We start from the raw sequence: 23113 nt of genomic DNA, 5'->3' as shown, positions 1-23113 counted from the left end.
AAAAACCATTATTTTGACTCATCCAGATCACTTTCATAATTGCTGGAGGAGGCGATTGCCAGACCAAGGCCAACACCCAGGAATCCGAAAATCAACATCACCGAACGATAGGTGATCGCAAACATGCAGAACTTTTCCCAAGCTGACAGGCTTGTGAGATTTCGGTAAATACCATAGCTGGTTATTTCTTCTACATATCTTTTTTCAAGTGCATCATTATAGGCAGGATCCGATCTGTCCCAACCTTCCCCTACCATCTTGACTTCCATGGCCTCAAAGCGGTTCATCAGGCCTTCGATCAACCGGAGGCGGCCGGTCAGTGTATCACTTGTTTTCTTTTTCAGGATTTGAACAAGAGAATCAGATTTGGGGTGGCTTGCAGTCGGATCAACCGGTTCCCCTTCCGGTGCTTCCGGGAAATCCATTGCTGCAATCCGGTATACTTCTCCCAGCTGATTGGCTTCAAAAGTTTCCACCTTGCCCTGGTTTGCCAGAATGATACCCAATACGGCAATCGCGGTAATGATCGCGCAGATGACGCTGATAATAATGCCAAGTTTTTTCACACTTTTTCGCCTCTCTATAAGTATTACAGTACACTCGGAAACCAGAATGATCGATCAGTATGTTCCATAAATCGCCCGATACTGCGTGGGGGTACATCCTTTCTTTTCCCGGAAAACCCGGTTAAACGTCGCCACACTGCCAAACCCGCTTTCAATGGCCACATCCCGCATGGAACGGTTTGTGCGGATCAGCAGGTCCATTGCCACCTGCAACCGTTTCTGGCACAGGTAATCCTTGAACGAATAACCTGTCTGCCGTTTGAAGGACCGGGAGAAGTAGTAACGGCTGAATCCGGCAAACTTCGCCACATCCTCCAGAGAAAGTTCTTCACGATAATGATTGTTGATGTAAGTCATTACCGCATTGATCACTTCCGAGTCCATGTTCCGCATGTTATCCCCGGTTCGCGGTTTGATGCCGCTCAGATACCGCTGTCCAAGCGTAGCATAAACCCGGAGAATGCAGCTGTAGCACATGGTGTTCCACATCATTTCCCGCTTCTCATAGGCTTCCCTTGCCCTGAGCAGCAGCTCCCGGATACGCACATGAGCGTCCGATCCGTCCCTCAGATGGAACGGTTTGTGGAAATACATGGCCATGGATTTGATATCCCGCATGGTCATAATAGCGTCGGATTCAAACAGGAAGAGATACCGGCTGCTTCCCTCGCCCATGGTCAGGGAATGAAGCGTATCCGGTGGCACAATCAGGATCTCCCCCTTGCGAACCTGGTAAATCTTATCCTCGATGGTGTATGTCACCATGCCCTCCAGCGTTAGGAGAATCTCCACCGCTGAATGATCGTGTGTTTCATACCGCCACGGGATATCCGAATACCAGATACGGATCGATGAATCATCCAGGTAGGTAACATATTCCCGCCTGCCCTGGAGCACCCGGAAACCGTCCTCATAGCGCGCGGCCCGGGCAGAGACCTCCGCGCTCCTCATCTGTGACACCGGTCCACGCCTCCTTTTGTCTGATAAGTGTCCTTAAGAAAACACTTAATTATTCATTCTTCATTTTTCATTGGTTAATGCTCTGCTTTTGCCCCGCAACCTCAATCGGCGCGACTGCCCACCGGGCAGCTCGCTTGTTTCGGTTGAATTCACCTCTTTTGATATTTCCGCCACTGGCGGTCAAAAGAGGTTCATCCCTTCACGCTGCCCAGCGCCATACCTGTTACGAAATACTTCTGGAGAAGCGGATATACAACCAGAATCGGAACAGTGGAAATGACGGTAATAGCGGCCCGGATCGTGACAGGTTCCACCTTGGAAGACGCTTTCAGAGCGTCTGTAGTGGCATTCGCCGCATTAGCGTTTGTTCCCGCAGTCAGAATCTTCATCTGCAGTAGGTACTGCAACGTCTTGTGATCCTTTTGTCCTGCATTATACAACCGGGTATCGAACCAGCTATTCCAGCTGCCTACTGCAACAAACAGCGCAACCGTTGCCAAAACCGGCATACACAGCGGGAAAATGATTTTCCAGTAGATTCTCAGATCACCCGCACCGTCAATCTTCGCGGATTCCACCAGGGCGTCCGGCAGTCCGAGGATATAGGTTCGGATTACGATCATATTAAAGCAGGAGAACATGGTCGGAATAATATATACCCAATAAGTATGTGCCAGGTTCAGCGTCTGGGAAATCAGGATGTAGTTCGGGATCAAGCCGGCATTCACGTACATGGTCAGCACCATCACCGTGGTCATAAGCTTACGAAGCACGTATTCCCTGCGGGAAAGCGCATATGCCAGCATGCCGGTCCAGAAAAGGTTTAGGACGGTAATGATCACTGTCTTCGAAGCAGATACCCAGGCAGCGTCGAAGATCTCCTGCTTGGACAGGATATTGTCCACGCTCTTCATGCTAAATTTACGGGGCAGTATGCCGATCCCGCCGCGGATTGCGTCCGTTCCTTCATTGAATGCGGTAGCCAGTGTGTTCAGCACCGGATAAAGCGTAACCATCATCAGCAGGATCAGAACCACCGTATTGAAAATCGGGAAACCAAGATCACGTTCATACCGGAAGAAATACACTATAACCGCCAATAAAATACCCAGCAGCGCTAATGCAGCGTACTGAATAATCCGGTGTGTTGAAAGGCCTGTAACTCTCTGAGGAATCACGACCGTCCTGGTCGCTCCCTGTTTGTCCGGGAAACTGAACTTCTGATCAGATGCGGTTGTTTCGAGAATCTCTTCGTCCTCCGTCGTTTCACCATCGATTACCATAATCATAGGATTCTGGCGATTCATTTCATCTTGTCTGTAATCCGCCTGTATTGTCATGAATACTGCCAGTCCCAGGAAAACCGCACCGGCAACCAGCGCGATCATTTTGACCGCATTCCTGAAAGAAATCGGTTTGTTATGCATCTTTCCGGATTTCAGGACAAAGATAAATACTCCGAGTGCAACAAGCACGAGTATCAGTGCAATGGAACGCAGCTGTTCATAATGGGATTTTTCGTTATCAATAGCCTGTATCTCTGCGTCTGTGCCGCGACGCAGGCGGATGTGTGTATTGCCGAGCCGTTCAAACTGGATAAACCGGATCTTATTGAAAGCAGCCTCAGCAGCCTTGTTATCTTCATCAGTACCTTTCTGCAGCCAGGATGAATCTTTGATACCGTCAAGGCGAGCAATCTTAGCCTCTTCTGAAGCCTTCGTCACATTTTTGATTTCATCCTCGGTGGCCATTGCGACCCAGATACCGTTGTTTCCGAGATTTTCAACCTGAAGGAAGCGTCCTTCACCGAGTACCTGCTCGTATTCGGCGATCTCGCTCTCCGTGCTCAGTGTCAGCCAATAGGGTTTGGATGTGGTCATACGCTCATTCAGGATATACCGGGGTCCTTCACCGGACCATGTGTATCCTTCCTGGAACGCCAGGGTTTTGCCGTCTGCGGAAAAAATCCGCTCGGCAGTCGTTGCATCTGTCAGTAATTCTGCTTCTTCATTCACCAGGACGGTATTGTTCGCCCGTTCTCCGGCAACGATCATAATCACAAACAGAGCAATAAGAAGTACTATCGCCACAGTCATGGCGAAACGAAGCTGTATTCTTGACATCCGGGTACCTTCCCGGATGGTTTTCAGAATATCCCGAATACCTCTTTGAGTTCCGATAAATTCCTTATTGGACTCCTGATTGATCATGCTCATACGTCCACCTTCCTTGTCTTCCGCTCTTTGCCGTGTCTGTTTCGCCATTTTCGTCAGATCAGTGTATCTTCATCCAACGCCTTAGCGATCACATTCGCGACAATCAGCAGTACGATCGCCACCACGCTCTTGAATATGCCGGCAGCAGTCGCAATACCCATGTCAAGCTTTTCGGTGCCGTACTTCAGCACGAAGATATCAATGGTGCAGGCCACATCGTATACCACGCCGCGGCCCAGCAGATACTGAATTTCAAATCCGGCCTCCATCAAGTGGCCGATATTCATAATCAGAAGAATAACAAAAGTGGATTTGATGCCCGGGAGCGTTACGTGCAGGATCCGCTGTAACCGTCCCGCGCCATCAATTGCTGCCGCTTCATAAAGGCAGGGATCGATGGAAGTCATGGCTGAAATATAGATAATAGTGCCCCAGCCGACTTCTTTCCACACGTTGACAATACCAACCAGCAGCCAGAAGTATCGTTTATCACCCAGCCAGAATATCTCATCCTTGATCAGGCCCGTATTCATCAGAAAATTGTTTACAGCCCCGTTGGTGGAGAAAATATTCTGCGTCATGCTTACCACGACAATCATGCTCAGAAAGTGAGGAAGATAGGTGACAGTCTGTACAGTCCGCTTGAACCCCTTGTTCTTCACCTCGTTCAACAGGATTGCCAGCACAATGGCAGCCACCGTACTGAATACCAGGTTGATCAGGCTCATAGCCAGGGTGTTCCGGACACTTTGACCGAAATCGTTCCAGAGGCCCATTCGTCCGCCCACTACTTCAGCATTCGGCCTGAACAGTTGCGCGAAATTGCCCAGACCGAACCAGGCCGCATTGCCTTTGCCGAACGCGTTTTTGTTGCCGAAGTCCTTAAAAGCATTAATCCAGTACCACAGAGGCGTATAATTAAACAACAGAACGTAAAGAAGCACGGGAACCGACATCAGCATTAGCTGCCACTGGCTTCCCATGATCTTGGCAAATTTGGATTTTCGTCCTGTATTAATCACTTTATTGGCATTCCGCGGGATACTGGTCATGCGGTGGACAACCCCTTTCTCAAAAACCCAGGGGAGAGAATGACTCTCTCCCCTGGCAGGTATTACCGAATCTTACTTCTGACCTTCAAGGAATTTCTGAGTCGCTTCAACAACTGCTTTCTGCATATGCTCGGAATAGACCTTGGCGGCCGGTCCGATCTCGGCGACGAATTCGTCCCACTTGGCATCGAATTCGGCGGGGTCGCACATGATCAGCTCGGGCAGGCGCTTGTCCTGAATCTGGCCAAACTGGGTAACTTCGGTAGCCACAGCTTCTTTGTTCAGCTGCCAGGCTTCGCCCCAGGGAGCCAGCTCAATGGGCTGGTTCACGAAGTCAGAGAACTTCTTGTAGCCGTAAGCAGCCAGGAAGTTCTTGTCATATTCGTCCATCTGGCCGAACAGGATCTCGGGCTGGTTGCCAACTTCCCAGCAGTTGCCGGCCTTGACGACCTGGCCATCTTCAAGAACGATGTCCTCAAGGATGGTGCCCTGACGCTTCGGGCTGTTGCCGAAGATGCCATCAGCCTTGTTCTCCAGCTTCCACTGGCTGTTCAGGGTGTTCTTGTACTGCTCGTCTGTCATCTGCAGGCGGCCGTTTTCATCGATATAGTAGTCTTCATCCACGATGCCCCAGTTGAAGATCAGCTGCCATTCGGGCTTCATGAATTCTTCCCACATAGCGACAACGCGCTCGGGGCACTTGCAGTTCACAGAGATACCGAAGCCACGGCGGACGTTCGGAACTTCGCTGTTCACGTAATGTTCTTCGATCTGCCAGTTTTCGGTGGGCAGCTGTACGCCTTCCAGGTCCTTCGCTTCGTAGGTCAGGCCCAGGCCGACATAGGTGTTCTTGTACATACCCGCATCCTGCAGGGCAGCAGTGGGAGTATCGAAGTCCCATCCCTGGTCGAACATGCCCAGAACGATGCCGCTGGACAGCTTCGGGATGTAGTTGGCTTCATAACCATCGGTGAAGGTATCGCGTTCGATCAGGCCCTTGTTGAATTCTTCGTTCAGCTTCTTGTAGTAGATCTTGGCATAGGGCTTGTCGATGAAGGTTTCGGTGTGGAGGTCAGGATCATTGATGTCGACCACGACTTCACCGTCGTTCGGACGGCCCATCAGGTGCTGCACGGGGTTGATCAGGCAGAAATGACGCCAGTCATCGCACAGGATGGCAAATCCGACATAGGGAGTGCCGTTCTCATCGGTGGGGTTGGCATCAATGAACTTTTCAATAGCATCGAAGTAGTCATTCAGGGTCTTGATCTGGGGATAGCCATTGAACTCCAGAACCTGCTTCTGAATGAAGAATCCGGGGCCTCTCACGGTGTTAACGATCTGGCCGCCGTCCGCAAGACCGAAGTTGGGGATGATGTACAGCACGTCATTGCCGTTTTCATCCTTGTCGATCAGGCGAGCCTTCTGAGCTGCGAAGTGCTCCCACAGCAGGGGAGTCTTTTCGGGGCTAACATAGTCCAGCAGGTTGATCAGAGCACCGCCGTTGATGATCAGGTCAGCGCTGTTGCCGCCGGAGAACAGGTCAGCATAGTCCTTGTTGGTGATCTTCAGACCCAGGCTCTCGTCCAGGTTGCCGGCAACGTATTCGAACTCGAATTTGATGCCGAGTTTTTCTTCGATCAGCTTGTAGATCTTGTTGTCTTCAGTCGGCGGTTCGCCGGGATCGCTGATAAAGACGGTGAGCGTTAGGGGTTCTTCGCCTTCAGCCATAACGGCGGGAACGAGAGCGAGAACCATCGCCAGAGCCAACAGGGCAGCCAGGATTTTCCTCATAGTGTTTCTCCTCCATTTTTTCTTTTTGGCACCTCGTGCCTTTGCATCTATTGTGTCAAAATGTACGTACTTTCACAATGGCACATTCGGTCACTGTTAACAAGTTGTTGCTCTTTTATTTATTAGTTTTTGCTCCTCAATTTTGAAATCGATTTCTTTGATGCTCAAACCGTGCGATCCGGAATCCCTTTGTATATCAATAAGTATGCCTGTTTTATATTGTATCCATTCTCAATAATTGTGCAACAAAAAATGAGATGATTACACAAATCATCTCATCAAAAACTTACGCAACTATTTGAGAAATATGATAAGTTGTTGCTCAGTTTTCCTTTGTATACAGCATCTTGTGATCAGTCTGGTTTCAGCCTGTCGGCATATATTTCCTGTTTTTCCCATCTACAGTTTCTGTCCGTCCATTCAAACAGAGACGGGGTGAATTCACCCCGTCCCCGGAACTTGGTCTTTCTGTACCCGTTCGTATCATTTTGCCGCCTTTTCCACCAGTTTCAGGATCTCCTCCTGCATGAATTCAGAGTAAACAGCGGCGCTGTGACTGATCTCATCCACAAAATCATCCCACAGGCTGTCCAGTTCAGCCGGATCGCACATAATAATTTCCGGCAGCCACTGATCCTCAATCTGTTCAAAGTCCATATAATCCATGTCGATCGGGTCCTTGTCTATCTGCCAGGCTTCCCCGTAGGGCGCGAGTTCCAGCGGCGGATTGAAAAAGTCAATCGGCAGTTTCTTTCCACAGGCTGCGAGGAATTCCTTGTCATAGTCTGTCATCTGGTCATAGTAGATTTCGGGCTGTTCCATGGGTGCCCAGGCGTTGCCGTCATCCATTGTTCCTTCCTTCTTCGGGCAACCTTCCCAGATGGCCAAGGCCTTGTTTGCCAGTTTCCACTCTGTATCAGCCGCCTGCGCCAGGAACTGTTCCAGCGTCATCCTCATCCGGCCGTTTTCATCGACGTAATAGTCTTCCCCCTCAATTCCCCACTGGAACAGGAGCTGCCATTCATCAGACAGGAAGGTATCCATCATGGCGATCAGGCGTTCCGGATACGGACAAGTGACTGAGATGCCGAAGCCCCGGTCCTTGTTCATCACGTCATAGTTCACGTAATGCTCTTCGATTTCCCGGCCGTCCACATATTCCGGATCGTAGACCAGCGGCAGCGCCAGGTAAGTCTGTTCAAATTTTACGGACATGTACAGGGCGTCGTTTGCGGCAGACATATTCCAGTTCTGGTCAAACATACCCAGCACAGAACCGCCCGAAAGCGCATCCATATACTGGTCATAATTCCAGTGGAAGGTTTCTTCCCGTATCAGGCCCTTGTTGAACGCTTCATTCAGTTTGGCATAATAAGCCTTTGCGTAAGGCTGGTTGATAAAGGTCTCAGTTTTGTACTCCGGCGTTGAGACGTCCACAATCACGTCTCCGTCGTTCGGACGGCCCATCAGGTGCTGAACCGGATTGACCAGGCAGTAACGATGCCAGTCATCACAGAGAATCGCGAAACCCGTATAGGGAACTCCCTCCGGTGTTTCCGGATTTGCGGCAATATATCGTTCTATCAGGTCAAAATACTCATTCAATGTAGTCGGAACTTTGTAATTGTTCCAGGCTATAACCTGCTTCTGCAGGAAGAAAGCCGGACCGTTGGCATAGGTCAGTGACCTTTGATTATAGTTAATCCCGTAATTCGGAATAATGTACAGCTTTCCGTCATCCGTAACCAGCTGGTTGATCCGGTTGTCCGTATAGAGATGCTTGTACAGGTTCGGTGTTTTCTCCTCGCTGATATGGGGCAGCAGGTCAATCAGTATGCCCGCGTCCTCCAGGATTTCATCGCTGTTCGCGCCGTCAATCAGATCCGGATATGTATCCTCTGACAGAATCTGCAGCAGGGTCTCATCCAGATCTCCGGTCAGGAACCGGATGTCAAACCGGATGCCCAGTTCTTCCTCGATCTTCCTGTAAATCCGGTTGTCCGCGGTGGGCTGTTCACCCGCTTCTCCCCGGAACACCGTGACGGTGATCAGCTCAGGCGTCCCGTCCTCAGCCACAGCAGCAGTCCCGAAAATCAATGCCAATGCAAGCAGCACAGCCAGCATCTTTTTCATGGCGCATCCCTCCGTAAACAATTATGTTTGCCGATTATGTCCTTTTCCAGGGAACAACAACAGATTCCGCTGTCGTTATTCTCGTCGGCCGGTTTTTCAGGAATCATTCAGTTCTTCAGAAAACAGTGCTCTTTTCATTCCCTATTATACCGGGATTGTGCCCTGAATGCAACAATGCCTCCCCCGCAGCGCAGGGGAGGCATTGATCATTTTATGCTTTTTGTGTCCGGAAACTTACAGCAGCTTCTTCCGGATATCCGCAGGATCTATGGGAGACAGATCCGCCGGAGCGACGTCAAACAGCGTCTTGCAGCCGAAAATCTGACGGCTGTTCATCCGGACAACCGCCCGGGCACAGGCCACCAGTACGGAAGCGGTGAACTCCGGATTGGAGTCCAGCTTCAGGGAGAACTCCATCACATGCTTGTGATTGCCGTCTTTGCCGGTTTCACCGCAGCGGATCACCTGTCCGCCGTGGGGCAGTTCGCTGTGATCCCGCTTCATCTCTTCAGCAGTGATGAAGGTCACCGTCGTATCATAATCAGCGAAGTAGTTGGGCATCTCCTTGATCTGCTTTTCAATCAGGGTCTTGTCCGCGCCTTCCTCCGCCACCACGTAGCACTCACGGGTATGCTTCTGGCGGGTGGTCAGTTCCGGATTCTCTCCGGCGCGCACCTTTGCCAGGGCGTCTTCCACCGGCACGGTGTACTGGCGGGCGTCCTTCACACCGGGGATCCGGCGGATAGCGTCACTGTGGCCCTGGCTCACGCCGCGGCCCCAGAAGGTGTAGTCCTTGCCGTCCGGCAGGACGATGTTCATGTACAGGCGGGCCAGGGAGAACAGGCCGGGATCCCAGCCTGCGCTGATGATCGCGGTATGTGCGCCCAGCAGGGCTGCTTTATCCACATTGGCAAAATGCTCCGGCACCCGTGCGTGGGTATCGAAGGAATCCACCACGTTGAACCTCTTCGCCAGCATGGGGGTCATTTCCGGCAGGTCGGAAGCGCTGCCGCCGCAGATGATCATAACGTCAATCTGTCCGACGTAGTTTTCCACGTCCTGCGCGGCATACACCGGCGCGCCGGTCAGGGTTGTCACCGTTTTCGGATCCCGGCGGGTAAATACGCCGAACAGTTCCGCATCCGGATTCTGCCGGATCGCCAGTTCCACACCCCGTCCAAGATTACCATACCCGTAAATTGCAATCTTCATTGTTTTTCTCCCTTATCTGTCTGTATAACAAAATATTCTTAAGTTTTAAGTATTCATTTTTCAGTATTCATTACATGTTAAATGCTTAAGCATTTAACATGTCCTTCATGTCATACATTCCCGGTTTCTTTCCCACCATGAATGCCGCCGCTTTCAGGCTGCCTTCGGCGAATACACCCCGGCTGAAAGCTTCATGTTTCAGGCTGATCCGCTCATTCTGGGTGCTGATCATCACCTCATGAATGCCGACGATATTACCCATCCGGATGGCATGGATGCCCACCTCGTCCTGTGTCCGCTTGCCCTGTCCGGAGCGGCCGCAGTTGGCGGTGGCTTCCGGCCGGACTTCCTTCACAGCATTGAACAGAGACAGGGCTGTTCCGCTCGGCGCGTCCAGTTTCCGGTCATGATGCTGTTCCACGATTTCGATCTCGCCGTCCGGATACAGGGCAACCGCCCGTTTCACCAGGTCTATCAGCGTGGCAATTCCCAGGGAATAGTTTGCTGCCAGGAAAATCGGGATTTGTTTGGAAGCCTCTGTAATGAGGGCTTTCTCTTCTTCGGTCTGGCCTGTGGTTGCAAGCACCACCGGCAGCTTTTTCGCGATGGCATACTCCAGCAGTGCTCCGGTTCCGGAGTGATGGCTGAAGTCGATAATCACGTCTGCTTCCGTTTTGCAATCAGCAATGGATTTCACACAGATGTCATCCGCCGGTGCCATAGGATCCACACCCGCAACAATCCGGGCGTCTTCCATCCGTTCCGCGCAGGCCCGGACTTCCCTGCCCATATGTCCGCCGTATCCGCTCAGAATGATTCTCATTCCGTTACCTCCAGGTTCAGTTCACGCATCATCTGCAGCATCTTCTGCCGGTTGCCCTCTTCCATCGGCACCAGGGGCAGACGGAGCAGGTTTTTACCGAAACCCATGGCTGCGCAGGCCGCCTTGGCGGGAATGGGGTTGGTCTCAATCATCAGCTGGTTCATCAGGGACAGCATCTTCAGCTGCAGCGTTGCAGCGCCCTTCACGTCCCCGCTGAAGAAGCGGGAGCAGATTTCCGCCGTCTCCTTCGGCATCATGTTGGCCACCACAGAGATGACGCCTATACCGCCCAGGCTCAGGGTCGGTACGATCTGGTCGTCACAGCCGGAGATGATATCCAGGTCATCCCCGCACAGCAGCCGTTCCTTCGCAACCTGGCTCAGGTTGCCGCAGGCTTCCTTCACCGCGGCAATCTTTTCATGCTTTGCCAGCACCGCCAGGGTATCCGGCAGCATGTTCAGCCCGGTCCGGGACGGAACATTATACAGGATGCAGGGCACGTCACTGGCGTCCGCGATGGCGGAAAAGCTGGCGATCAGTCCCCGCTGTGTGGTCTTGTTATAGTAGGGCGTCACAAGCAGCACAGCGTCCGCGCCGGCTTTGCAGGCGGTCTGTGTCCGCTCAATGGCATGAGCGGTATTGTTGGAGCCCGTTCCGGCGATTACCGGTACTTTGCCCGCAACACGTTTAACGCAGAAGACGACCGCGTCTTCATGCTCCCGGTCCGTGAGAGTGCTTCCCTCGCCTGTCGTACCGGCGACTACAAGCGCGTTGATCCCCCCGGCGAGCTGAAAGTCAATCAGCCGGCCAAAGGCATCCCAATCAATCCCTTCTTCAGTAAAGGGAGTGATAATCGCGGTAGCCGCGCCCGTAAAGATCGTGTGCTTCATACCGGAACACCTCCAGAATTGAACGATTGAATGCAGTTTACCTCATGAAAAAACCTTCGTCAATCCCCGCCAATACTCAGTCGGAGATCACAAGGTCCATGGAAATATCCGTATCTTCTGCCGGGAGATCACTCCGCAGCAGTTTCCGGAAGCAGAGACATACGGTTTTCCCGGAATGCTCTGCCAGGAAGTGGTCATAATACCCCGCGCCGTGGCCCAGGCGGATCCCGTTCGGCGTCGCTGCCATGCAGGGCACCAGGATCAGGTCAGGTTCCGGTTTCTCCCCGGTCTCATCCGCCGGTTCTGGAATGCCCAGCGTACCCGGTTTGAGTTCGGCGGGATCCTTCACCGGCAGTGCTTCCATCCTGCCGGCTTCATAGCATCGGGGCAGCAGCAGGGTTTTGCCTTCCTTCAGTGCCGTTTCCATCAAAGCCCGTGTATCCGGTTCCCCCGGCAGGCTGCAGTACATCATGACGGTACCCGCCTGTTTCCAGAAAGGAAGCTCCAGCACCTGCCGGGCAATTTCCCGGCTGGCTTCCTGCCGGTACTCCGGTGTCAGGTTTGCGGAAATCAGCCGCACTTCCTGCCGGATCCGCTGCTTCTCCGCTCTCGCTCCGCCGAACACCGTGCACCTCCGCATTCTCATACCGTCTGGTATTGTATCATACAGTTTCCGTTTATGCTGTTTTCCGGTTGTTTTTCATGAGTTCCCTGTGGTAAAATAAGGAAAAGTTTTCTATAAAATCCGCCGGTTCTCTTGTTGTGTCATTCTTTTAGATATGAAAAAGGAGAAACACATGAGTATTGTTGTGATTGGCAGCGTCTTTGTGGATATCAAGGGCTATCCTTCCCGCACCTATATCCCCTGCGGACGAAACGCCGGCAAAGTCCGGTACGTCCACGGCGGTGTCAGCCGGAATATTGCGGAGGACTTGGGAAACCTGGGGTTGGAACCGGTGCTTCTTTCCCTGGTGGATCCCAACGGTACCGGTGAAGATGTACTGACGCGCCTCATGGAGCACGGGGTGGATACCCGCTTCATCCGGAAGGTTCCCGATGGCATGGGCACCTGGCTGGCTGTGTTTGACAACAATAACGACGTATGCGCCTCCATCTCCCACCGGCCGGATCTGTCGCCCCTGCTTCCCCTGCTTCAGGAGGAAGGAAATCCCCTCTTTGCCGAAACCGACAGTATCCTGCTGGAGCTGGATCTGGACGAAGTGATGCTGGATGAAATCTTCCGGCTGAAACATAAATACAACAAGCAGATCTATGCCGCCGTTTCCAACATCAACATTGCCCTGGACCGGCGCGCCTTCCTGCAGCAGACGGACTGCTTCGTCTGCAACCGGCAGGAAGCCGGCGTCCTCTTCTCCGCTGAATTCAGCGGAGATGATCCGGACGCGCTGGCCCGCCAGCTTTCGGAAAGGGTCATGGATGCGGAAATTCCCTCCATGGTTGTCACCCTCGGCGGAGACGGCGCCATCTGGGCAAACCGGAACGGAGAATACGGCACCTGTGCCGCACAGCAGGTTCCGGTGGCGGATACCACCGGAGCCGGCGACGCCTTCTTTGCCGGTGTCGCCGCAGGACTGACTTATGGAAAGGCGCTGGCCGAAGCCTGCTGTATCGGCGTCCGGCTCGCTTCCTCCGTCATCTGTTCCCTGGAAAACACCTGTCCGCGTTTCCTGCCATCAGAATTTGGCCTGAAGACCAATTCATAATTCATAATGTTCAGGATTCAATCCCGGAAAAGGGCATTAATTCTGAATTCTTAATTCTGAATTCTGAATTGCGTCATCTTATTTCCAGAATTCTTCCAGTGCCTTAAGCAGGTACTCCAGGTCCTTCGTGCCCGCGGTTTCATACAGGGAATGCATGGCCAGCTGCGGCAGGCCGATATCCACCGTATCCATGGAAACATGAGTATTGGAGATATTGCCCAGCGTGGAGCCGCCCAACAGGTCTGACCGGTTCACAAAGTGCTGTACCGGTACACCGGCGCGCTCACAGATCAGGGCGAACCGTGCGGAAGAAACCGCGTCCGTTGTATACTTCTGGTTGGCGTTGTGCTTGATCACAACGCCTTCATTCATATAGGACCGGTTCTGCCGGTCAAACTTCTCCGGATGGTTCGGATGCACCGCATGCGCGTTGTCCGCGGAGACCATAAAGCTGCCGGCGATCGCCGCGCGGATCTCCCCGTCCGACGCGCCCAGCGCAAAGCCCATCCGGGTCAAGGTATCATACAGGAAAGAAGAATCCGCACCCTGGCGGGTGGAGGAACCCACTTCCTCATTATCAAATACCGCACACACATTCACTGCGTCCCTGGCGCTGCTCTCCGCCAGGGTAGCCATGCCTGCCCAGGCGCATTCCAGGTCATCGATTCGCGCGCAGGAGAAGAACGCGTCCCCGGCGCCCCATACCGTCGCCCGCTCCCTGCTGTACAGGAACAGGTCGTGGCTGAGGATATCCTCCCGGCGGACGCCTGCCGCCTCCGCAACTTCCTCCATCAGGCCGCCCTTAGCGTCCTGGTTTCCGTACAGGGGCAGCAAATCGGTCTGGGGATCATACTTGAATCCATCGTTGATCTCCCGGTTAAAATGAATCGGCTGATTCGGAATCAGCACCGCGTCCCGGTCCAGATTGACCAGCCGTATGCCTACACCGTCTCCTTCGCGAACCGCCAGCCGGCCGGCAACAGACAGCGGCCGGTCCAGCCAGGAGGACATGATCATCCCGCCGTACCGTTCCACATTCAGCCGCACATAGTGGTCCCCGGCATCCTCAAAATTCTCCTTCAGCTTGAAGGCAGGCGAATCCCCATGGGCCGCCACGATCCGGAAGGGAGAAAAGCCGGTTTCCGGAACTTCAAAGGCAATCACAGCGGAATCATTCCGTACCACAAAGTACTTTCCGCCCGCGTCCACCAGCCAGGGATCTGTCTCCTTCAGTTCGGTAAAGCCCGCGTTTTTCAGCATTTCCCGAAAGCCTGCCGCCGCGTGGAAGGCTGTGGGAGACTGCTCCGCAAAATTCAGAAATTGTTCCAGACGGTCCATTAGATTCTCCTCCTGTTATTCCGTTTATTGAACGAACGGCGGACGGGTATCCCGTCCGCCGTAAAAATATCATTTGTTCCAGGTCAGCGCCGATGTCAGCACAGTCGTCTTTTCAGCGTCCACGGTCAGCAGGCCGCTCTCAATGACGCCTTCCTTCCGTTCTTCCGTATCAGTGATCACAACACAGTTGCTCCTGACCACAGCCGTCACGAAAGGCACGTGGCCTGCCATAATGGCCAGGTCGCCCTCGGTACCGCGCAGGATCAGCATTTCGGCTTCCCCGCGGAACAGGTCTCCGTCCGGGGAGGAAATGATCAATGGGAAGGTTTTCACGCTTTGCCGCCTTTCTTCGCCTTTTCAACCGCTTCGTCGATGGTACCGACAAAGAGGAAGGCGCTCTCGGGCAGGTCGTCATGCTTGCCTTCGATGATCTCGCGGAAGCCTCTCAGGGTTTCGCTCAGCGGTACATACACACCGGGCAGACCGGTGAACTTCTCACTGACGAAGAAGGGCTGGGACAGGAAGCGCTGGATCTTACGGGCCCGGGTAACCAGCAGCTTGTCTTCTTCTGCCAGTTCATCCATACCCATGATCGCGATGATGTCCATCAGTTCATTGTAGCGCTGCAGGATCCGCTGCACTTCCCGGGCGATCCGGTAGTGTTCTTCACCCAGCACATCCGGATTCAGGATCCGGCTGGTAGAATCCAGCGGGTCCACAGCGGGATAGATACCCTGGCTGGCGATGGAACGGGAAAGAACCGTTGTCGCGTCCAGGTGGGCGAATGTCGTGGCGGGAGCCGGGTCGGTCAGGTCGTCCGCGGGAACGTAAACAGCCTGAACGGATGTGATGGATCCCTTGTGGGTGGAAGTGATACGCTCCTGGAGCATACCCATTTCCGTAGCCAGTGTCGGCTGGTAGCCAACGGCGGAAGGCACACGGCCCAGCAGGGCGGAAACCTCAGAACCTGCCTGGGTGAAACGGAAGATGTTGTCGATGAACAGCAGAACGTCCTGGTTCTCCTGATCACGGAAATATTCCGCCATGGTCAGACCGGAAAGGCCGACGCGCATACGTGCTCCCGGCGGTTCGTTCATCTGGCCGTAAACCAGCGCGGTGTTCCCCAGAACGCCGCTCTCTTTCATTTCGTAGTACAGGTCGTTACCTTCACGGGTACGCTCACCAACACCGGTGAACACGGACAGACCGCCGTGCTGCTTCGCGATGTTGTTGATCAGTTCCATGATCATAACGGTTTTGCCTACGCCGGCGCCGCCGAACATACCGATCTTACCACCCTTTGCGTAGGGGCAGATCAGGTCGATAACCTTAATGCCTGTTTCCAGGATTTCGGTGGATGTGGACAGTTCCTCAAAAGAGGGGGCCGGACGATGGATATCCCAGCGTTCCTTTGCCTCAACCTGCGGACCGTCATCCACCACGTCTCCGAGGACGTTGAAGATTCTGCCCAGTGTTTCGCGGCCGACCGGAACGGAAATGCCCTTTCCGGTATCAGTCACGGTCACACCGCGCTGCAGACCGTCTGTGGAGCCCATTGCGATGCAGCGGACCGTATTGTCTCCGATATGCTGCGCAACCTCAACCGTCAGCGTATGATCGCCGACCGGCAGGGTCAGGGCGTTATAGATGGCAGGCAGCGTTCCTTCCGAAAAATGAACGTCTACCACAGGCCCCATGACCTGCGCTACGACTCCCGTGTTCACCTTATCCAAAGTCGTTTTCTCCTTCCTGTTACTTCCTGAACAATCACGAAGGATCTGTTCTATACTTCCAGTTTACAATTCATTCTGAATTCTTAATTCTGAATTCTGAATTAACTCACAGGCCAGAGCCGGCAACAATTTCCGTAATCTCCTGTGTAATGGAGTTCTGGCGTGCCCGGTTATACTGCAGCTGCAGTTTGTCGATCATATCCTGGGCATTCTTGCCGGCGGAGTCCATAGCCATACGGCGGGCCGCCACTTCGCACGCGTAGCTTTCCCGGATGCAGGCGGACAGCAGTCCGCTCACATAGGTGGGAACCGCCGCGTTCAGCACGGTCTGCTCATTCGGCTCAAATACCGGTGCCGCTTCCGCGTTCTCCGCATCCTTTTCCTTCTTCTCCAGCGGCAGCACCCACAGCAGGGTTGCCTCCTGGCTCATCATGGAACGATAGCGGGTGTACAGGATGCCCAGACGGCCGAACTTGCCGTCCTTGAAGTCCTGGCACAGTTCATTGGCCAGTCTGGCCGACTCCGTCGCCGGGAACTTTTCAGAGGAAACCACCGGCTTGCCCCAGCGTTCGCACGCGCGCTTGCCGATCGGGATCACCTCTGCATCCTCCACGGTGGATGCCAGACGGAATACGTTGGCATTGTAGCCGCCTGCCAGGCCGCGGTCGCCGGCGATCACGATCAGCCGGGTTCCTTCGCCCTTGGGCTGCATGTACGGTGTACGTGCGCATTCCGGAGAAGAACTCAGCACGGAAACCACATCGTCCATGGCGGAAGCGTATTCCCGGCTCTGGTTCATGGTCCGGGTAGCCCGGCGGATCTTGGATGCCGCAACCAGTCCCATGGCCTTGGTCAGGTGCAGCGTGGAGTCCACGCTGCGGATGCGGCTCCGCAATGATTTGATATCAGCGCCCATCCGTTACCCCCTGAAGCCAGACAGAGCCTGCTTCATCTCTTCGATTTCTTCAGTATCCCATTTGCCCAGCTCAATCCGCTCAAGCAGGCCGGGGTAGCGGGACTGCAGATATTCAAACAGCTTCTCTTCGTACGCTGCCACGTCCTTCGGCTCCACGTCGTTGAGGTAGCCGTTGATAACAGCATACACGATCGCCACCTGGCAGCCGACGTCCACAGGAGAGGAACGCTTCTGCTTCAGCACTTCCACGATGCGCTCGCCCAGGGCCAGACGGGACTTTGTATCCGCGTCCAGGTCGCTGCCGAACTGGGCAAAGGCCTGCAGTTCGCGGTACTGCGCATACAGCAGCTTCAGCTCACCGGCAACCTTCTTCATGCCCTTGATCTGGGCGGAACCGCCGACGCGGCTGACCGAGATACCGGGGTTGATAGCCGGACGGATACCACTGTGGAACAGTTCGGTTTCCAGGAAGATCTGGCCGTCGGTGATGGAAATCACGTTGGTGGGAATGTAGGCGGAAACGTCGCCCGCCTGGGTTTCGATGATCGGCAGGGCCGTGATGGAGCCTCCGCCGTATTCCGGCGCCACGCAGACCGCCCGCTCCAGCAGACGGGAATGCAGATAGAAGACGTCTCCGGGATAGGCTTCACGTCCCGGAGGCCGGCGGATCAGCAGGCTCAGGGCGCGGTAGGCCACCGCGTGCTTGGAAAGATCATCGTAAACAATCAGGACGTCCTGTCCCTTTTCCCGGAAATACTCCGCCATGGCGCAGCCGGCATAGGGAGCGATGTACTGCAGCGGAGCACTTTCCGCCGCGGACGCGCTGACGATAATCGTATAAGGCAGGGCACCGGCCTTTTCCAGCTCCTGGGCAATCTGCACGACGCTGGTACGTTTCTGGCCGATGGCAACGTAGATACAGAGCACGCCTGTATCCTTCTGGTTGATGATCGTGTCAACGGCAATGGTGGTTTTGCCCGTCTGACGGTCACCGATGATCAGCTCACGCTGGCCGCGGCCGATCGGGATCATACTGTCGATGGCCTTGATACCGGTCTGCAGCGGGACGCTGACGCTCTGGCGCTGAATGATACCCAGCGCGATCGCTTCCACGGGACGGATCTCGGTGGTTTCCACCGGGCCCTTGCCGTCGATGGGAGCGCCCAGGGCGTTCACCACACGACCCAGCAGGTTTTCGCCTACCGGAACGGAAAGAGCCTCACCCGTGCGGTACACGGAGCTGCCTTCCTGGATATTGTCCTTGTCGGACAGGATAGCGACGGAAACCGTCTCCTCCTCCAGGTTCTGGGCCACGCCGAAACTGCCGTCCTCAAAACGGAGCAGCTCGTTGGCCATACAGGAACGAAGGCCGTACACTGTGGCAATACCGTCGCCGACGGTAATGACAGTACCGTTTTCCTTCATTTCAATTTTGGATTCGTACTGTTTGATTTGTTCTTTTATGATACTGCTGATTTCTCCTGCCTTGGAGCTCATGCGTTCATCACTTCCTTGATCTCATCAAGCTTATTCCGGATACTGCCGTCAATCACACGGCCGTCAACTTCCACGCGGATACCGCCGATCAGTTCCGGATTGACCTGGAACTGAAGCGTCACTTTCCGCGCCAGCTTCTTTTCAAGCTTCGCGCGCAGCGCCACTGCCTGGGCCTCCGTCAGTTCAACGGCGGATGTCACCAGGGCAACGGACTCGCCGCGGTATCCCCTGGCAAGTTCCTCGTAATTCCTGGCCATACCGTTCAGCGCACCGATCTGCCCTCTGGAGATCATCATGCGCAGAATGGCCAGCAGAATATCCGGGATCTTCCCGCGGAAAGCGCTGTCCAGAGCGTTCAGCCGCTCTTCCTTGCCGATAGCGGGGCTGGCCAGCATCGCCTTGTATTCCGGCGTCTGCATCAGCGCGCTGATCACGGTCTCCAGGCCTTCGGACGTTTCCTCCGTCACGTTGCCCTGAACCGCCAGCTCAAACAGCGCCTCGGCATATTCCCTACTCGTTGTCGTCATTGTCTGTCTCCCGTCTTGCTGCCGTTCAGTCCAGCTCGTTCAGGAAGGAATCAATCAGGTCGCGATGATCCTCCTCGTTGATCTCACGCTGCAGCAATTTCCCGGTCAGCTGTGCGGACACGTTGGCAATCTCGTGCTTCATTTCGGCCTCTGCCTTCTTGCGTTCCAGCAGGGCGTCCTGTTCCGCCTGGCGGCGAATCTCCGAAGCCTTGTCCCGTGCCTGTGCAACAATCTCGTTGCTGCGGTATTCAGCCGTACGGTTCGCGTCAGCAATGATCTGATCGCCGGTCTGCTTGGCCGCAGCCATGGCGGCTTCATAGTTCAGCCGGCTCTCTTCCGCCTCTTCGCGGGCGGCTTTCGCCTGTGCATAATCCTCGTCAATGGCGGCACGCCGGGCATCCATCATCTTCTTGACCGGCTTGAAGAGAAACCGCTTGATGATCCATGTCAACAGCAGCAGGTTCGCCAGCGAGGCCAGAATCGCCCAGACATTGACGGAAATAACATCTAAGAACTGCATGCTTTTCCTCTCAGTCCATCCATCAGATTATCCTCCGCATTCTGCCGGGCGTCATCCCGGATCTGACTCGGGAACAATTCCCCGCCGCAGCGGATTTTTCTGAATTCTGAATTCTTAATTCTGAATTACTTTCCGATGGCGTTCATCAGAATGCCGGTGAAGGTGCCAGGCGCCACGAAGATCAGCAGGATGGCCACGATCAGACCGTACAGACCGGTGGTTTCCGCGATAGCGCAGCCCATGATCATGGTAGAAGTGACGTCACTCTTGCACTCCGGCTGACGGCCGATGGCTTCACAAGCCTTAGCCACAGCGTTACCTTCACCGATACCAGGGCCGATACCGGCGATCATCGCGCATCCGGCGCCCAGTCCCAGAAGTCCCAGCATGATACCCATTGCAAGCTCCAACATTTTTCTTTCCTCCGTTAATCAGCCTTCAGGCTGTTTTTCCTTATTTGATTGATGATTGATTAATTGGCGGAGAGCGCTTCTTTGCCACGGCGCTCACGCTTCTTGTTCCAGTCATCCCACGGCACCGCGCCGGAGATATTCAGCATGGTCAGCATGGCAAAGATGAACGCCTGCATCACACCGCTGAACACGTCAAAATAGATACTCAGGATTGCGGGAAGACCAACCCGCAGCAGCGGCATGTCTCCCAGCACGCCGGGCAGCCAGCCCAGCAGCGAATTGCTCAGTCCCGTCAGCGCCGATCCGATCAGGGCGGAGATAACCGCGCCGGACAGGATGTTGCCGTAATGACGGAAAGCCATGGACACGGGAGTCGCAAATTCGCCGATCAGGTTCATCGGGGCGAACACGGGAATGGGCTTGAACAGCCCGATGAAATAATTCCACAGTCCGCCGCGGAACTTGAAGTGCATAATCAGGATGAAAACCAGGATCGCCCATCCGAAGGTGACGTTCACGTCTCCCGTCGGGCTGAACAGGCCAAGCAGGCAGATCAGCGAGGAGAACGCGCTCAGTCCCATGATGGCGGCGATGAAGGGTCCCCATTCCGCAAAAAAGCCGCCCATGTTGTCCCGGACCAGCTTTTCACACTTTTCCACAATCCACTCCGCCGCCAGCTGACGTTTGCAGACAGCCTTGGCTGTCAGCCCGTGTGTCAGGTACAGGCAGAGCCCGAAGATGGAAATCATGACCGCCCAGCTGTTCACCTGGCTCTCGGAGATGTACGCGTTCATCAGTGGAGCCTCAAATTCCGCGAATACCAATGCACCGGCAATGTGTACTCCTTCAGATGCCGGAGTGAACAGCACCTTCAGTACAATGCAGGCCAGGATCGGCAGAATCATCATCGCGATCAGGGCATAGTCGGTCAACCGGAACCGGGTGCTTTTGATGTCCGGCACCCTTTCGTCAGTCAATCAGATCACTTCCTTCCGTCCCCGGTGATTCCACTCCGCGCTTCCGGTCGATCAGCGGCCGGAAAGCAATTCCACCCCGGGGAAAGAGCAACGGGATCACCGTTGCGTATATATTGGTCTTAAACACGGCAATCAGGAGGACGCACAGCAAAGCACAGCCTGCCAGGCGGACCATGGCGGTTGCCTTTACTTTGGCAGCCGCTTCTTCCGGTTTCCCCTTCTCCAGTGCACGGGCAACCGTCAATGCCATCAGGAAGAAACTTCCGATTGCAATTGCCGCCCCGCCCAGGTTTCCGAAGAGCACGGAAAGATCCCATTTCCGGACAAGCAAAAAAACGGCCTCCATGACCAGGCTTAGCAGTACAACCCATATGGCGATGTACCCGGTTTCCTTTTTTACTGCAGGATCCATGCCCGGCATCGGCCTCCTCTCCGAGATAAACAAACCACAGAATATTCTATCAAAGGAAATTGTTTTTTGCAATATATACAAAGCCCCGAATGCCGTTGAAAATTTATAAACCCCGGATGAAAGAATCGTTGACGGAAATCCCGTTTCCAATGTAAAATGACTGTGATTGAATACAGGATTTTTTCGAATATACAGGGTCTGATCAAAGGAGCGTATATCATGTCTAAACTCGTCATGGGATACTGGGATTGTCCGGTCTGCGGAACCAAAGAGATCCGCGGGGATGTGGCAAACTGCCCTTCCTGCGGCCGTGCCCGCGGAGACGTCCAGTTCTATGTTAAAGATTATCACGAGGGACAGAGTCTCCGGGAAGAAGAATTGAGTCAGTTTGAGCAGCTCGATGATGAAAAAGCTCAATCTTTCAGCAAAAATCCCGACTGGTACTGTTCCTTCTGTAATTCCCTGAACAGTGATAACGCCAAGTTCTGCAACAACTGCGGTTCCAGCCGGGAAGATTCCGAAAACAACTATTTCCAGATGCTGCAGAAGAAAAAGGAACGGGAAGCGGCGGAAGCTGCCGCCCAGCCCCAGGTTTCCGCCCCGCAGGCAAAGCGCCGCAGCCCGATGACCGTTTTCCTGGTCATCCTGCTGGCCATCATCGTCTTCTTCGTCTGGATGAACGGAAACAAGACCAGCGGCGACCTGACGGTAACCGGCCTGCAGTGGGTCAGGAATATCAATATTGAAGAATATAAAGAGTTCAGTGAATCCGGTTGGATCGTTCCTCAGGACTATGAAACTGAGATAACCGATTCAAAACTGGAAATCGCTGGTTATACTCAGGTTATTGATCACTACGAAGATGTCGAAGTCCCATACACTGTAGAAGTCTACGACCATGACGAATACACACTGGAAGACCAGGGAAACGGCACATTCGAGAAAGTTGCTCATCCGGTTTATAAAACTGAAATTCGTTACAAAACCGAGCAGCGAGCTGTAACCCGGCCCGAACCACAATACGCCACCAAGTATTACTATAAAATCTGGCGCTGGACCCCGTCCCGGGATGTGACCGCCTCCGGCGAGGATCACAACACTTCCTGGCCGGAAGTGGAACTCGGAGAAAACGAACGGGAAGGGAAGCGTTCTGAAGCATATGCCTTCACCGTGGAACATTCTAAAGAGAAAAAGGGGCCAGAAACCTACACTCTTGCCGAAAACGAATGGATGAAAGTCAATGTGAATGACAACATCTACATCACCACCAACCGATTGGGTGCAGAGCCCTACATCTCTGATGAAAAAGGAAACAAGCTGGTTAAGCTGACACGGGTCACAAAATAAACAAGCCGGTAAAACAAATCCCCCGAAGCAGAAAGCTTCGGGGGATTCTTTATCATCTGATAT

At 54.0% G+C, this 23113-nt stretch carries 22 protein-coding genes; 2 read left to right on the top strand and 20 right to left on the bottom strand.

What is annotated here, in order from left to right; translation table 11 throughout:
- Positions 1–8: 8 nt before the first annotated feature.
- From JYE49_RS13660 to JYE49_RS13615, 10 genes are all read right to left on the bottom strand, one after another.
- Positions 9–566: a hypothetical protein gene (locus JYE49_RS13660; protein WP_093957722.1), complete on the bottom strand. Its 558-nt coding sequence runs from the start codon at positions 564–566 to the stop codon at positions 9–11.
- A 54-nt stretch (positions 567–620) separates the two neighbouring features.
- Positions 621–1517 (bottom strand): AraC family transcriptional regulator, encoded by an 897-nt coding sequence (locus tag JYE49_RS13655; protein ID WP_283399422.1) that lies wholly within the window; start codon positions 1515–1517, stop codon positions 621–623.
- A gap of 200 nt (positions 1518–1717) precedes the next feature.
- Complete coding sequence (locus tag JYE49_RS15280) at positions 1718–3790, bottom strand: carbohydrate ABC transporter permease (protein ID WP_346763119.1); 2073 nt, start codon at positions 3788–3790, stop codon at positions 1718–1720.
- 5 nt (positions 3791–3795) lie between these two features.
- A complete protein-coding gene (locus JYE49_RS13645; protein WP_093957724.1) occupies positions 3796–4794 on the bottom strand; it encodes an ABC transporter permease in 999 nt (332 codons plus the stop codon).
- Positions 4795–4866: 72 nt separating this feature from the next.
- Entirely contained in the window at positions 4867–6588 is a 1722-nt protein-coding gene (locus tag JYE49_RS13640) for a type 2 periplasmic-binding domain-containing protein (protein ID WP_093957725.1), read from the bottom strand.
- Between the two features lie 483 nt (positions 6589–7071).
- Positions 7072–8721, bottom strand: coding sequence for a type 2 periplasmic-binding domain-containing protein (locus JYE49_RS13635; RefSeq protein WP_093957726.1), 1650 nt, complete (start codon positions 8719–8721; stop codon positions 7072–7074).
- A 234-nt stretch (positions 8722–8955) separates the two neighbouring features.
- Complete coding sequence (locus JYE49_RS13630; protein ID WP_093957727.1) at positions 8956–9933, bottom strand: diaminopimelate dehydrogenase; 978 nt, start codon at positions 9931–9933, stop codon at positions 8956–8958.
- Between the two features lie 85 nt (positions 9934–10018).
- Positions 10019–10756, bottom strand: a complete 738-nt coding sequence (gene dapB / locus JYE49_RS13625; RefSeq protein WP_093957728.1) for a 4-hydroxy-tetrahydrodipicolinate reductase — start codon at positions 10754–10756, stop codon at positions 10019–10021.
- Entirely contained in the window at positions 10753–11646 is an 894-nt protein-coding gene (dapA, locus tag JYE49_RS13620) for a 4-hydroxy-tetrahydrodipicolinate synthase (RefSeq protein ID WP_093957729.1), read from the bottom strand. The genes dapB and dapA overlap by 4 nt, the downstream gene beginning before the upstream one ends.
- Before the next feature lie 76 nt (positions 11647–11722).
- On the bottom strand, positions 11723–12286 hold the full coding sequence (locus JYE49_RS13615; RefSeq protein WP_304583143.1) for a 5-formyltetrahydrofolate cyclo-ligase: 564 nt from the start codon (positions 12284–12286) through the stop codon (positions 11723–11725).
- A gap of 157 nt (positions 12287–12443) precedes the next feature.
- Here JYE49_RS13615 and JYE49_RS13610 point away from each other — a divergent pair, with 157 nt between their 5' ends.
- The gene (locus JYE49_RS13610; RefSeq protein ID WP_093957731.1) at positions 12444–13370 is read left to right on the top strand and encodes a PfkB family carbohydrate kinase; all 927 of its coding nucleotides are present in this window, start codon (positions 12444–12446) and stop codon (positions 13368–13370) included.
- 78 nt (positions 13371–13448) lie between these two features.
- Here the strand turns inward: JYE49_RS13610 and JYE49_RS13605 are convergent, their stop codons facing one another.
- From JYE49_RS13605 to JYE49_RS13560, 10 genes are all read right to left on the bottom strand, one after another.
- Positions 13449–14708, bottom strand: coding sequence for a M18 family aminopeptidase (locus JYE49_RS13605; protein ID WP_093957732.1), 1260 nt, complete (start codon positions 14706–14708; stop codon positions 13449–13451).
- Positions 14709–14777: 69 nt separating this feature from the next.
- Positions 14778–15026, bottom strand: coding sequence for a FoF1 ATP synthase subunit delta/epsilon (locus JYE49_RS13600; RefSeq protein WP_093957813.1), 249 nt, complete (start codon positions 15024–15026; stop codon positions 14778–14780).
- A gap of 11 nt (positions 15027–15037) precedes the next feature.
- Entirely contained in the window at positions 15038–16432 is a 1395-nt protein-coding gene (gene atpD, locus JYE49_RS13595; RefSeq protein WP_430384035.1) for a F0F1 ATP synthase subunit beta, read from the bottom strand.
- A 115-nt stretch (positions 16433–16547) separates the two neighbouring features.
- Positions 16548–17357, bottom strand: coding sequence for an ATP synthase F1 subunit gamma (gene atpG / locus JYE49_RS13590; RefSeq protein ID WP_093957734.1), 810 nt, complete (start codon positions 17355–17357; stop codon positions 16548–16550).
- Between the two features lie 3 nt (positions 17358–17360).
- Complete coding sequence (gene atpA, locus JYE49_RS13585; protein WP_093957735.1) at positions 17361–18854, bottom strand: F0F1 ATP synthase subunit alpha; 1494 nt, start codon at positions 18852–18854, stop codon at positions 17361–17363.
- Positions 18851–19381, bottom strand: a complete 531-nt coding sequence (gene atpH / locus JYE49_RS13580) for an ATP synthase F1 subunit delta (protein WP_093957736.1) — start codon at positions 19379–19381, stop codon at positions 18851–18853. Before atpH ends, atpA begins: the two co-directional genes overlap by 4 nt.
- Before the next feature lie 25 nt (positions 19382–19406).
- Positions 19407–19901 (bottom strand): F0F1 ATP synthase subunit B, encoded by a 495-nt coding sequence (gene atpF / locus JYE49_RS13575; RefSeq protein ID WP_093957737.1) that lies wholly within the window; start codon positions 19899–19901, stop codon positions 19407–19409.
- A gap of 125 nt (positions 19902–20026) precedes the next feature.
- Positions 20027–20314, bottom strand: coding sequence for an ATP synthase F0 subunit C (atpE, locus tag JYE49_RS13570; RefSeq protein ID WP_093957738.1), 288 nt, complete (start codon positions 20312–20314; stop codon positions 20027–20029).
- Between the two features lie 59 nt (positions 20315–20373).
- Positions 20374–21291 carry a F0F1 ATP synthase subunit A gene (locus JYE49_RS13565; RefSeq protein WP_283399416.1) on the bottom strand — a complete coding sequence of 306 codons (918 nt, stop codon included), beginning with the start codon at positions 21289–21291 and terminating at the stop codon, positions 20374–20376.
- Entirely contained in the window at positions 21284–21703 is a 420-nt protein-coding gene (locus JYE49_RS13560) for an ATP synthase subunit I (RefSeq protein WP_143754511.1), read from the bottom strand. The genes JYE49_RS13565 and JYE49_RS13560 overlap by 8 nt, the downstream gene beginning before the upstream one ends.
- Before the next feature lie 219 nt (positions 21704–21922).
- On the opposite strand from JYE49_RS13560, the gene JYE49_RS13555 reads away from it, so the two are divergent.
- Positions 21923–23050, top strand: coding sequence for a zinc ribbon domain-containing protein (locus JYE49_RS13555; RefSeq protein WP_143754512.1), 1128 nt, complete (start codon positions 21923–21925; stop codon positions 23048–23050).
- Positions 23051–23113: the final 63 nt, after the last annotated feature.

Source organism: Aristaeella hokkaidonensis (assembly GCF_018128945.1).
In the GTDB taxonomy this organism is placed as follows: Bacteria; Bacillota; Clostridia; order Christensenellales; family Aristaeellaceae; genus Aristaeella; species Aristaeella hokkaidonensis.
The sequence above is the reverse complement of the archived record's forward strand: the minus strand, read 5'-3'. Positions and strand labels throughout refer to the sequence as shown.